11 protein-coding genes are annotated in these 12,712 nt (G+C 57.3%); 7 read left to right on the top strand and 4 right to left on the bottom strand.

The features are described 5' to 3' along the window. The 6 genes from QZ994_RS04200 to QZ994_RS04175 form a co-directional block, all read left to right on the top strand. The coding region (locus QZ994_RS04200; RefSeq protein WP_290868663.1) for an acyltransferase family protein at nucleotides 1-1,209 on the top strand (1,209 nt) is incomplete at its 5' end. Between the two features lie 275 nt (nucleotides 1,210-1,484). Further along, nucleotides 1,485-2,999, top strand: a complete 1,515-nt coding sequence (locus tag QZ994_RS04195) for a lipopolysaccharide biosynthesis protein (protein WP_290868659.1) — start codon at nucleotides 1,485-1,487, stop codon at nucleotides 2,997-2,999. Between the two features lie 32 nt (nucleotides 3,000-3,031). Then, nucleotides 3,032-3,892 (top strand): glycosyltransferase family 2 protein, encoded by an 861-nt coding sequence (locus tag QZ994_RS04190; protein ID WP_290868656.1) that lies wholly within the window; start codon nucleotides 3,032-3,034, stop codon nucleotides 3,890-3,892. Nucleotides 3,893-3,997: 105 nt separating this feature from the next. After that, nucleotides 3,998-5,236, top strand: coding sequence for a glycosyltransferase (locus QZ994_RS04185; RefSeq protein ID WP_290868653.1), 1,239 nt, complete (start codon nucleotides 3,998-4,000; stop codon nucleotides 5,234-5,236). Next, nucleotides 5,233-6,198: a glycosyltransferase family 2 protein gene (locus QZ994_RS04180; protein ID WP_290868650.1), complete on the top strand. Its 966-nt coding sequence runs from the start codon at nucleotides 5,233-5,235 to the stop codon at nucleotides 6,196-6,198. The genes QZ994_RS04185 and QZ994_RS04180 overlap by 4 nt, the downstream gene beginning before the upstream one ends. 13 nt (nucleotides 6,199-6,211) lie before the next feature. Beyond that, nucleotides 6,212-7,075, top strand: coding sequence for a glycosyltransferase family 2 protein (locus QZ994_RS04175; protein ID WP_290868647.1), 864 nt, complete (start codon nucleotides 6,212-6,214; stop codon nucleotides 7,073-7,075). 33 nt (nucleotides 7,076-7,108) lie between these two features. Here the strand turns inward: QZ994_RS04175 and QZ994_RS04170 are convergent, their stop codons facing one another. From QZ994_RS04170 to QZ994_RS04155, 4 genes are all read right to left on the bottom strand, one after another. Then, on the bottom strand, nucleotides 7,109-7,972 hold the full coding sequence (locus tag QZ994_RS04170; protein ID WP_290868644.1) for a 2OG-Fe(II) oxygenase: 864 nt from the start codon (nucleotides 7,970-7,972) through the stop codon (nucleotides 7,109-7,111). Nucleotides 7,973-7,992: 20 nt separating this feature from the next. Further along, nucleotides 7,993-9,411, bottom strand: coding sequence for a lipopolysaccharide biosynthesis protein (locus QZ994_RS04165; protein WP_290868641.1), 1,419 nt, complete (start codon nucleotides 9,409-9,411; stop codon nucleotides 7,993-7,995). Further along, the gene (locus QZ994_RS04160) at nucleotides 9,408-10,568 is read right to left on the bottom strand and encodes a glycosyltransferase (RefSeq protein ID WP_290868638.1); all 1,161 of its coding nucleotides are present in this window, start codon (nucleotides 10,566-10,568) and stop codon (nucleotides 9,408-9,410) included. Before QZ994_RS04160 ends, QZ994_RS04165 begins: the two co-directional genes overlap by 4 nt. A gap of 169 nt (nucleotides 10,569-10,737) precedes the next feature. Further along, nucleotides 10,738-11,247: a hypothetical protein gene (locus QZ994_RS04155; protein ID WP_290868636.1), complete on the bottom strand. Its 510-nt coding sequence runs from the start codon at nucleotides 11,245-11,247 to the stop codon at nucleotides 10,738-10,740. 28 nt (nucleotides 11,248-11,275) lie between these two features. On the opposite strand from QZ994_RS04155, the gene QZ994_RS04150 reads away from it, so the two are divergent. Continuing rightward, a complete protein-coding gene (locus QZ994_RS04150; protein WP_290868635.1) occupies nucleotides 11,276-12,712 on the top strand; it encodes an Atrophin-1 multi-domain protein in 1,437 nt (478 codons plus the stop codon).

The following is a 12,712-nucleotide window of genomic DNA, read 5'->3' as shown; positions in this document are numbered from 1 at the left end:
GCCATGCTGGTGCTGGCGGCAGGCGCGGGGGGGCGGAGCTCACCTGCCTGGATGGGCGCGAGCATGGTGCAGCGCTTGGGCCTTTGGTCGTATTCACTTTATCTGTGGCACTGGCCGGTACACGTGCTCAATAATTTCCTTGAATGGCCTGCTGCTTGGGCGCCTTGGGTCGCTGTACTAGGTATTTTGGTGTCGTTGGTTTTGGGATGGGCTTCCTATGAGTTCGTTGAGAGCCGTTTCAAATACAAGACCCACCAAAGCTGGTGGCGGGCTGGTTGTGCTTTGCCCGCGACGGGGGTTGTTATCCTGCTGGCATTTGCAACCATGGTGGTGATGTCTCATGGTTGGATGGGGCGCGTCGGTGAGGATGTTGCCTTCTATGAAAAGCGTATCGCGCTGATGAAGCCATTGGATTACCCTGCGTTTTGTCACAATTACAAGCTTGCCAAGCAGGATTTTAGAATGTGCTCGCTGAATACGACGACTCCAGGTCCGCGGGTGCTCTTGATCGGGGATTCCCATGCAGAGCATCTCTTTCCGTGGTTTGCTGCAAATGCGTCCAGGCGTGTTGATATTTTCACGGGTGGCGGTTGCCCAATTGTTATTGGGTTCAATCGTTTTGATACCATTTTTCATTGTGCAGATCAGTCCCGAGCAGCGTTGGCGTTGGCGGCATCCTCTCGCTATGACACGGTCATCATTGCTGGCAATATGGGGGAATTCGATCGAAGTCCGTCAGCATTTTGTCATGTTGAGGGGCGGGCTTGTACGAAAAATGATGCTCCTGCAAGTCGGGGCGATCTTGTTCGCTCCAATGCGGGGGCTTGGAATCGAATCCTGGCTATGGGTAAAAGGTTGGTGATTGTCAATCAGGTTCCGATGGCCCCGACCGCAGTGGCCAAGAACGAGATGCGACGACATTTTCTAGGTTTGCCCCTGCATGCCACGTATGTGGAGCGTCGGCCGCCTGGAGCCACGCGTGCCAGGTATCTTGATGATGTCATGGCGCTTTTGCCTTCTCACCCGGAATTTTTCTTAATCAATTTCCGCGAGGAGCTTTGTGTCGGTGATGTTTGTCGACCCGACGATCCAGCGACAGGGCTTCCAGTTTTTTTTGATCACAGTCACTTCACACCCGAGTGGATTCGGGCTCATGGTGAGGCGTTGCGTGCACATGTGAATGTGGAGTCCGTGGGCTTCAGGCGTTGATGCCAAGCGCAATGGTGGGGCTGCTTCTATGTGGCGGTGTCTTGTTGCAAGTGCGTGAGTGTCGCGATGTTTGTGGTTTAGGGTGGGCGTTTTCTGGTAGGCTTGCAGTCTATTATTGTTTATTTTTCGTTTCGTTGTTATTTTTTTGCTGGGAAATATTCAATCATTGAGTGGGTTGCTGATTCTGCAGGCGATTCGTTCTGATTTGCTTTTGGGTCGCCACCTTTGGTGTGTGTTGAGTGTGTTGGCGGAATTCATTGTGAACTCGCTCCGTTGTGTTCGCTTTCCTGGTCTATTTTCGGGTTGGTATGAAAAGTAAAATTGCCGTTGGTGTGATGTGGTTGGGGGCGGCCAAGGTTATTGTCAACCTGCTAGCGTTGCTCAGTACGCTTGTGCTGGCCAGGTTTCTGACGCCTGCAGATTTTGGTCTGGTTGCCATTGGGACGACCTTGCTCACGATCATTGGCGCCGTGACCGACCTTTCCCTTGCCAGCGCGCTTGTGCAACGTACGACCGTTGAAGATGCCCATTTTCATACAGCCTGGACGTTGAATATTGTTAGGTCTGTTCTGGTGTCGATGGTTTTTTGTGCCATCTCTCCTGTGGTTGTTTATTTTTACGGTGACGAGCGTCTGTTCGGTGTCTTGCTTTGGTTGTCTTTTTCAATATTTTTGACCGGGTTTAATAATCCTAAAATGGTTGTTCTGACGCGCCGGTTGGAGTTTTGGCAGGATTTTGTTCAATCGGTGGGGCAGAAACTTGTGGGTTTTGTGGTGGGTGTAGGGGTCGCCTTTCTTTACCAGTCATACTGGGCACTTATTGCGGGTGCATTGGCGTCGCAATTATCTGGGGTGATTGTCTCCTATGTCGTGTGTCCATACCGTCCTCGGTTTGCTTTGAGCAAGGCTGCTGAATTGTGGGGGTTTTCGGTTTGGCTCTCTTTGGGGCAGTTGGTTAACATATTGAATTGGAAGTTTGATCATCTGCTTGTGGGGGCTCGTCTTGGTCAAGAGGCGCTTGGGCACTACAGTGTTGGAGATAATATTGCAGGGATGCCGACGCGCGAACTGGTGGCGCCTATTGAAAGAACCCTTTTTCCAGGCTTCGCCAGAATTGGGGGGGATGTGTCCAGGTTGCAAAAAGCATATGTGTCTGCTCAGACAATGGTCTGTTTTTTTGCGCTGCCTGCCGGTGTTGGTTTTGCAATCATCGCGCAGCCACTGGTTTTGATGGCTATGGGTGAGCGTTGGCTTCCGATTGTGAAAGTCATTGAGTTTGTGTCCGTGACCGTTGCTCTACAGACCGTGAGCTCAGCTGCTCAGCCACTTGCGATGGCGGGGGGGCAAACAAAAATGCTTTTCAAAAGGGATTTAACCAGTTTTTGTTTGAGAATTCCTATGATTATCGTTGGGCTTCACTTGGGAGGCTTGTTTGGTTTGCTGGTTGCAAGGGCTGTTTCAACGATTGTTAGCATCGGAATGAATATGTATGTCGTCAAGACAATGATTGATCTTGGTTTTGTGAAGCAATTGAGGCAAAACTTCAGGTCGATTGTCGGCGTGCTTGCGATGGCTGCCGTTCTGATCTTGGTGAAAGGCGCCTTGAATCAAGGTGCAACAAGCATATCTCCTGCCATGTCGGTGTTGCTGCTTGTGCCGCTTGGTGGGCTGGTCTATTTTGGGGTGAGCCTTGTCCTTTGGGTGTTTTCAGGGAAACCTGATGCAACCGAGTTGGTGGTATTAAATGCAGGCAGGACGGTGCTCCGACGAGTTTTTCGGTCCTCACTCTGATTCCGATTTGATTTTCGTTTTGAGGTGAATTGATGCGTGTTTCGGTCTATGTGCCAACTAAGAATCGTTTGGATTTGCTGAAGCTGGCCGTGAATTCTGTCTTGGGTCAAACTTATCCGGATGTCGAGTTGATCATTGTTGATGATGCGTCAACAGATGGTACCTGGCCGTATTTGCTGTCTTTGCCGGGTTTGTATCCCAATGTTAAAGTCTTCAGGAACGAAAGTAGCAGAGGTGCGTGTGTTGCGAGGAACATTGCTATCCGCGCATCCACGGGTGATTTTGTGACGGGCTTGGACGATGATGATGAGTTCTTGCCCGACCATTTGAATTCTTTGATTTCTTATTGGAAGGTTTTGACGCATGGCGGTGGACAGGCCCCGGCGTGTCTCTACACGCAATGTGTATATCGGAATGGGAGCAGTTTGCGAGAGAGTAGGAAAATGTCCAACGCTTCTGCTGAAGATTTGATTGATGTGAACGCGATAGGCAATCAAATTTTTGCGCCTCGAGAGCATTTTCTGGGTGCTGGCCTGTTTGATGAGGGTATGCCTGCGTGGCAGGATTTTGAGTTTTTCTACCGAATTCTGAGAATTTATGGAAAGGCGCGGTTGTTGGATAGGGCGACGTATGTTTTCGACGTGACTCCTCGCCCTGATAGAATATCAAGCGGCCAAAAAGAGAAAATCATGAAGGCGGCGCGGCTCATGATCCAAAAGCACGCAAACGGTAATGATCGCGTTGCGCAAAGGTTGCTGCTTCAGGTGTATGGTGATTATTATGGGTTTGCTGTAGGGTGGCGTGATGTGTGGGGCTTTGCCCGGCTTGGGCTTTGGAAGGGAGGCTACCGCAGGATGATGTCTCTCTGGCTTTTGGGGCGTCGGCGTGCATAGTCATCGATTTTTTATATTTTCGGTAAGTTGTCTTGCTCTGGTAGTGGTCCGGCCATGGTTTTTCTCCTCTTGGCTGCCGCCTGCAGAGGGAATGGGATGTATTAAATGAGCAAACTTCTCCTGCTCAGCCCGATTGCGCCCTACCCGTCCGATACGGGTGCTGCTCAGCGGACGTTTCTCCTTTATCAGGCCTTGCGCGCGCGTCATGACGTTACATTGGTACTGGTCAACCATCGTCAATACTCTGAAGATCAACTTAAAATACTTCGTGAGCGCTTCAATTTTCTGGGGCAAGTGAGCCCTGATGGGGGGCGTTTTCCGCCCCGTGTTTGGAATTTCAATATTCCCCTGTTGGGCACGCCCTTGCGACGGCTGACGCGTTTGGTGCTCGGGGGCAGGGCGACTTTGTTTTCCAGCCCGTCGATGTCCGCGAACTTGGCGGCCATGGTGGCTGGCAAGGGTTTTGATGCCATCGTGACCCGTTATCTGTGGACGGCTTGCCAGACCAATGCATTTGCTCTGGGGCCGGTGTGTGTGGACGTTGACGACCTGCCCTCAGAAGTCTGGTCGAGCCGGAGTGCCGCGGCCCGCGCGAAAGGGGCCATCAGTGCTTCTTGTGCTCAGCGCATTGCAGTGGATTACGCACGAAGAGAGCGTGATCAATTGGCGCGTTGTCAGGGCATATGGGTGGCAAAGGAGAAGGACATGGCCGCAGCCCCTGATGTGAAGGCAGCGCTTCTGCCCAACATTCCTTTTGGCGCGTATCCCGACGGCGTCCGCTCTTTGCCGTCGCCATCTCAGTCCGGGGTTGTGCTAGGGGTTGCCCTATTTGACTGGCCGCCCAACAAGGCAGGTTTCGATTGGTATGTTCGAAATGTCTGGCCCTTGGTCCACAGGGCGAGACCAGATGCAACACTGCATCTGGTTGGTAAGTTATCCGACGCTGACTTGAAGGAGCGTTGGCAGTCCGTTCCGGGCGTCAAAATACTTGGGCGTGTGGAGGACCTCACTGCGGCCTATGCCGGCGCCAGCTTGGCGATTGCACCCATCTTCAGTGGCGGTGGCACCAACATCAAGGTGGTCGAAGCGTTGTCATTCGGCCGTTGCTGCGTGGTGTCGCCTCACGCAGCAAAAGGCTTCGAGCAACTCCTTGGGTTGGAGGTTGCTCAGGATGCTCAATCGTTTGCAAGCGCCTGCTTGGCATTGTTGTCGGATGCCCCCGAAGCTCCGGTGCGAGCTCAACAGGTGTCCGAGACGGCTAACCGTCACTTTTCTTTCGCTGGCTTCAAACGAGCAGTCCTGGATGTGATGGCGGCAGTCCCATCCGATCTGGGGCGCAAATGAACATGGTCAATCACTCTTCAACCATTTCAGTCGTCATCCCCGTCTACAACGGCGAGGCATTCATTGCGAAAGCCGTTCACAGTGTGCTGTCCCAGAGTCGCCGTCCCGATCAGGTCTTGGTCGTCAATGACGGCTCGAGGGACGGTACCCTGGCGGCATTGAAGCCCTTTGGTGACCAAATCACTGTGATCAGCTTGCCCAATGGTGGCGCAGCCAGTGCACGCAACGCGGGTATCCGAGCCGCCACGTCTGATGTGATCGCTTTTTTGGATGCCGACGATTCATGGCACCATGACAAGCTGGAATGCCAAATGGCGGCTTTGGCCCGTTACCCCGAAGTGGGGTTCACTTGCTGCAATTTCATCACAAAGTTTTTGAAGACAGGTCAGACCGTGGAGTTGCTGGCCTATTACCCCAAGGGGCTTGTGTTGAATTTTGACGAGCCTCTGAAGCGTTCTGCACTTGAATTACTGCTTGAGTGCAATGTGGTGGGGACTTGCTCCAACGTATTGATCCGGCGCTCGGTGCTTGATCAGGTAGGAATATTCAACACGGCTTATCGCCAATCAGAAGACTACGATCTATGGTTGCGTTGCGCCTTGGTGACGCCCTTCCTGATCCAGAAGGATGTGCTGCTGGAGAAGGTCAGTCATGACCATAACCTGACGGGCAACTTCGCAGAGACCCTCAAGTTCCACGAGCAAGTCCTTCTCAACTTCCAACGGGACAACGCGTCTCACCCAGCAGTGCGTGCACTGGCTTCGGCGTTTCGCCGGTCATTGGCTCAAACCCGCTATGACGTCGGTAATTTGGTGTTCAACGCTGGGCGAAAGCTGGAGGCCTTTGGCTGGTTCTGGCGAGGCTTGGTGACCAGGCCCACCTTCGATAACTTGCTGAAATTCGGTTGGCACAGCATGAAAAAACTGATCCGAGTTTTGTCGTTTGACACAATTAAACGCTGAAGGGCATTTTGCGATGCTGGTCTCCATCTACGTTCCCACCAAAAACCGCGTCGCCTTGCTGAAGGAGGCTGTGGCGTCGGTGCAGCGCCAAAGCTACGCGAACTGGGAGCTGGTCATCGTCAACGATGGCTCGACCGACGAGACGGCCGAGTACCTTGCTGCCGTTTCCGCACAAGACAGTCGCATTCGGTACATCAACATGCCGGCTTCGGTGGGAGGCTGTCGCGCCCGCAATGCCGCCATCCAGGCGGCGCGTGGCGACATGGTCACCGGCCTCGATGACGACGACACCTTCGGACCAGGCCGTCTGCAGGCATTTGTGTCGGCATGGCAGGCGCTGGCCGGAGAGAAGAAACCCGTTTCCTGCCTGTACTCTCAGATTTCGGAGGTGCAGCATGGACGCGTGGTCGGCGTGACGAGCAAGCCCGCATCCTGCGATCTGGAAGACATGTTCACCGCCAATGTGGTGGGCAGCCAGATCTTTGCGCCACGCCAGTTCTACCTGGACGCCGGTTTGTTCAACCCGGAGATGCCGGCCTGGCAGGACATGGAGTTTTACATGCGCCTGCTCAAGCGCTTCGGCACCGCACGCCTGGTGGACGAAGGCAACTATTTCTTTGAAAACACCCCCCGGGTCGACCGCGTTTCCACCAAATCGCAGCAAAACATCCGGCGTGCCTTTGAGTTGGTCAATGCCCTGCACGCAGAAGGCCTTGGGCGCCGCACGCAGCGCCTCTACCTGCAGTTGTTTGTGCGTGTCTACGACATCCAACCCAGCCTGGCGGATGTGCTGGCCTTCGTTCGCCTTGGTTGGTGGCCTGAAGGCTGGGTGAGGCTGCTGAAGGCTTTCGTGCGCAACAGGTTGCCGCGCCGCTGACCCGCTTGGCGGCAGGTCAGGCAGCGGCCTGGATCAGCCGCTGTTTTTCATGCGGGACAGGGCGTCCCAGATGATCGGCGGCGTCAAGGAGCGGATGAGGCGCTTGGCCTGGCTGGTCCGCTGGATGGGCATGGCGGGTGGCTCGTGCAGAAACAGCGAGGTTTCGCGCAGGGCACGGTCCTCGTGGGCATGCAGGTTCCTGTAGTAGTAGGCGGCCACCGAGCGGCGGGTCACGCCTGGGGGCGTGGCCAAGGGGGTGGGGTGCCCGTGGTAGCTGATGGGGCCGTGCGGCAGAATCAGTGTGTTGCCAAACTCCGGCGCCACCTTCTTGACGCAGACATTGGCTTCCTTGTCCCACAGCTCCAGTTCGCCGTGCCAGGCCGTGTCCCAGTTCTTGTTGAGGTAGGTGATGAACACCATCTCGTTGTTCAAGCCGGTGCGCAGGTGGCGGTCAAAGTCGCGGTGCACGCCAAAATGGCCGCCATGCCGGGTTTCGTGCAAGCCGCCGCCGAACAGGTGCGGGTCTGCGATCAGGTTGTCCACGCCGCTGATGTAGCTCAGGCGGCGAATGAAATGACCTGAATTGATCACATTGAAATAGGCTTGTGTCGCAGGGCCAAGTTCAGCCCCCACCACCGATCGCACATGGCTCTCGTGTTGGCCTTCGACGACCTTCAGTGTGTCGGCGGGGCCCTTTTCGAATTCCTCTGAAATCAGTTCGAGCAGGGTGCTGTGGAACCAACCTTTGGCCACCAGATGGGGGAAGGGTTGGGCCTGTTTCAGCGACAGCCTCATCTCGTCGAGATAGTCTGGGTCATTCAGGCGGGCATCCAGCAACTCGTTGAGTTTCAGTGTGCGACCGCGGATGGTCAGCGTGGCGGGGGCGATGTCGGGCATGGGCCAGCTCTTTCGGGTGCTCAGCGCAATGAACGGGTCAGGACGGACCAACTCGGTTTGAACAGGATGGACAGGCTACAGGCGTAACTCGCTGCACCAGCGAGGGCCATCGCGGCCAATCGAACCAGGTCGGGCAGGCTTGCCATCATGACATTGAGGCCGGCGCAAACACTGATCATGATCAGGCAGGACGCACTGGCCGGCAGCAGGCGGGGCAGCAACTGGGTGATGCGGCTGTCCATCTGTCGCAGCGTGAAGTACATCTGCGGCACAAAGTTGAAGATGTTGGCCGCGAAATAGCACATGGCCACGGCCACGATGCCGGTGTTTGCGCCCACCACAAAGGCCGTCACCAGGGCCACCGCCGCGCCCACTCCCAGCCTGAAGAGCACATCGGTTCTGCCTTGGGCCATGAACACCGTCCCGGTGGTGCTGACCACCGCCTGCACGATGCCGGCGGGTGCCAGCCAGGCCAACACGGCCGGCAAGTCTGCCCACTTGCTCCCAAAAACGACGCTCACCATTTCTTGCCGCGCCACCCACATGCCCGCCATGACCGGGAAGGCGAGCAGGCTCACGTAGTGCACGGCATCGAAGTACAGAGCGCGGAATGCGCTTTTGTCATCCTGATGCTTGCTCAATTCCGGGAAGAGGGCGCGGTTGGCCACGTAGGTGATGCTCTGCAAGGGGAACAGCATCAGCTTGTAGGCGAGGCTGTAGACGCCAAGCGGCATGGCGCCGAGCATGCGGCCGATGATGGCCGTGTCCGCATTGCGGGAGACGAAGTTGATCAGGCTGAAGCCGGTGAGGTTGCCGCTGAAGCCCATCAAGGACTTCAAGGCTTGCAGCCTGGGGGGGCCTTGGGGGCGCCATGGGCTCAGGCAAACCAGGGCAGTGGCAGATGTCACCGTGATGACCAGGATCTGCACGACCAGGCTGTAGACGCCCCAACCTGCGAGGGCTGCGGCAATGGCGGTGCCAAGCCCTGCAGCCTGTGCCCCCACCTCCACAAAGGTGAGCACCCTGAAGTTGGCGGAGCGCTCCAGAAGGGCCTGGTGGATGGCGGTGCTGCCAGCGATCGGAAAACTGAGCGCCCCAAGTGCGAGCACCCAGTCCAGATCAGGGGCGGCGTAATACAGCGCAAGGGGGTGCGCCAGCAAAGCAAGCAGGGCGAACAACAGCAGGCCCAGCATGCTCGACAGCCAGAACACCGATGTCTTCAGTTCGTCGCTCAACTGGCGCGACTGGATGATGGCCGCGCTGGTGCCCAGGTCACGGAACAGGCTGGCGAAGTTGATGACCATGTAGGCCAGGGCCATCACGCCATAGTGACTGGGAGACAGCAGCCGCGCGAGGACGGCCATGCTCAGCAACTGCAGGACGATCTTGCCGACCTGGGCTGCTGCAAGCCAGCGTGCGCTCGATTTCAGGCTGCTCATGTCGCGGAGGTCATGTGGTCGTAAATGGCTTCCAGCCTGGGTGTGCAGTCTCTGATGTCAAAGTGCGACTGAACAAATGCGCGGGCGCGCAGCCCCATGGCTTCCAGCCGCGGCGCGTCGTCAATCAGTTCGACAATCCTGGCCGTCAGCGTTTCCACATCGCCTTCTGCAAAGGAGAAGCCGGTTTGCCCCTCCAGGATGCCTTCGGTTGCACCACCTCGTGCAGACGTCAACACAGGCACACCACAGGATTGCGCCTCCAGGATCACGAGGCCGAAGCCCTCGGCATCTCCAGAAGGGGCGGTCACACTGGGAAGGCAAAACAGCCGGGATTCAGACAAGAGGTTGGCCACCGACTCCGGTGGTTGGTGACCGAGGAAGTCGACGGGGCAGTTCAACTCAGCCGCCAGTCGAGTCAGGGCGGCGCGCTCAGGCCCGTCTCCGATGACCCGAAGCCGGATGTTGGGCACGCTGCGTGCGGCCCGGGCCACGGCTTCAACCAGAACATGCAGCCCCTTTTTGGGCACCAGGCGGCCCACAAAACAAATGGTCAATCCGCGCGAGGGCATGGGGATTTCGGACGGCGTGAATTTCTGGGTGTCGATGCCGATGTAGGCCACGCTGATTTTGTTTTCAGCGATGCCATATTGGTGCACGGCTTGTTGCTTCACCGCTTGTGACACGGCCACCAGATGCACCCACGGCTTGCTGGCAAGCTTTCTGATTTGTGCCGGATAGTCGGCCATGTAGCGGCCGCGACTGCCGCCTTGCCAGTGCGCCTCACTGACGAACACATCGTAACCATGCAGGGTGATGAGCAAGGGCACGCCCAGATCCTGTGCGAGTTGGGCGGCCATCACGCCATCGGGCCCGAAGTGCGCATGGACCAGATCAGGTTGGTGCCCTTTTGCCAGGGGCAAGGCGTCGGATGGCAGCAAGCCACGCCCCCATCCCAGCCACCGGCAGATGCGCTGCAAGAGCGGCGGGTGGTTGGTGTGGGTGATCTGGTGCGGGATGTCGTGAAGCGGCAGGCACCCGCTTGCCCGCTCAAGCCCCAGGAGCATGGGGCGCCAGCGGACCAAATGCAGGCACTGTTCCTTGATGAAGGTTTCAGATCCTGGCAGCAAGGCGCATCGGAAAACGACGACATGTTTCATACGATGCCCATAGCATACGTGCTGCATCTGGGGCGTGTCGCTTGCTTCACGCGAATTGAACTCTCGTCGGAGTTCAGTGGGTGATTCGTGAGCAGATGATTCATCAATCTGGGGCGACCCTGGTGGCGTGGAAAAATGCCGTTCAAAGTGTCACGGGTTAAACCTATTGTTACCCACCATACACAGCATTACCCCCCGTCCAGGGGCTGAAACAGATCTTTTGTGACCCGCCGACCATAATCAAGCCATCGGATCTTGATGGTTCGCTCACAGTCTGCTTCGGCGAGACAGAGGTGTTTGACATGATGTTGTTTGATGGTTGTCCCGTTCGCGTTCGCCTGGTTTGTGCTGCGATGGCCCTTGCTTTTGCAACGGCTGGATGCGGTGGAGGCGACTCCGGCACGGCCCAGGCCAGCACCTTGAGTGCCACCGATGCAAGCACATCCGATGCCTCGGGCGCATCGGGTTCCACCACCGCCCTGGTTGACACATGGGCCAGTGATGCCGCCACCACCGAAGCGACAAGCAACTCGGATACGGTCGCCAGCACAACCGCCGCCGCAGACGTCAGCAGTTCCGGCACCAGTGGCGCCACAACCAGCACAACCGTTTCCACCGCATCTGCCTCGACCAGTTCGTCGACCACCGTGACGGCCGCTGCGGCGACGTCGACTTCCACTGACACCTCGTCCACCGGTCTGACGGCCTTGTCCTCGCCTTTGCTGGGCGCAGGCGCCGATGCCGAATTTGTGGAGGACTCTGCCGATCAGGTCATCAGCACCAAGGCAGCTGCCGTCACCACATCTTCGACCAAGGCTCCGTTGGTCTGGGGGAACACCCTTCGCCCCTTCTCGGCCAACTCGCCCTGGAACAGCCGCCCGGTCAACCCCGTCCTGTCGAGCCTGGGCATACCCAAATCAAGCTACTTCCCGACCATTGCCGCGGGCACCTATTCAACAGGGGTGTATGTGGCCTCGGCCACCGACACCCCCATGGTGGTCAAGGGGCCGTCCGACACGGTTGGCATCACCAACGTTGATGCCGGTGGCAAGCAGGCCAGCATCACCATCCCTCGATGGCCTGCTGGGACCGTGCCGGCCTCGGGCTCAGATGGCCATTGTGAGATTTTTGATCCCATCTCTGGCGTCATCCACTCCTTCTTCAAGCTGAAGAACGACAACGGCACCTGGCGTGCCGCCCTGTATGGCTGGACCAAGCTGAATGGTACGGGTTGGGGCTCGCCAGCGCACTACTACCAGGGGGCTCGTGCCACCGGTGTGGTCAGTTCTGCCGGCCTGATCCGCACTCATGAGATCGACGATGGCGACACGATGTACCGCCATGCCTTGACCATGTCCTTGACCTACAACGGACTGAGCAAGAGCCCAACGTATGTTTTCCCCGCCACCGCCGCCGACGGCAGTGCTGCGACCACCAACACGGGAGAGATCCCGGAAGGGGCGCTGGTGATGCTGCCCAAGACATTCGACACCTCGAAGCTGTCTTCGGCCAAGCTGCGCAAGGTGGCAGAAACGCTCAAGACCTACGGCGCTTACGTGGTCGATCGCAACGTGGGCACGCCGTTCGTGATCTACGTGGAAATGGACTCTGGTTTCACGCTGTACCCGAACGGCTGGAACAACGCCGTTGCAGCGGACCTGGACGCCATTCGGGCCGCACTGCGCTCGGTGGCCTCGGCCAGCAGTTGGGTGAACGCCTATGGTTCACCGGTCACCTTCACCACGAACCAGAACCTGCTGTCCATGCGCGGTGGTTGGCGCCTGCAATCTGGCCCGCAACTTGGCACCTACGACACGTGGAAGCAGGCGGTGGTGTTTCCTGCAAATAGCAGCCGTGTAGTCCAGATCAACACGACCGGTGTGGGCTTTGCCAAGCTGGCTTGGGCCAAGCCGGTGGCCGGCAAGGTCTACAAGGTGACGGCCAACACCACTGGGGGCGCACAGTTCCGGCTGTCGTTCACCGATTGCAAGGACGCTTCCAAGAGCGTTGACTCTGGCATCCTGAGCAATGGCGGCAGCTTCCAGTTCACGTGGCCAGCTTCCGCTTGCTGGAGCACAGTTTGGGCCTACAGCGGTGTCAACCAGGCCTCCACCGTCGGCGCCAACCTGGTTCGGGTCAACTGA

The sequence above is a fragment of the Aquabacterium sp. genome, assembly GCF_021768455.1.
GTDB lineage: Bacteria > Pseudomonadota > Gammaproteobacteria > Burkholderiales > Burkholderiaceae_C > Aquabacterium.
Note: the sequence above shows the minus strand (reverse complement) of the source record. Positions and strands in the feature narration are given on the sequence as shown.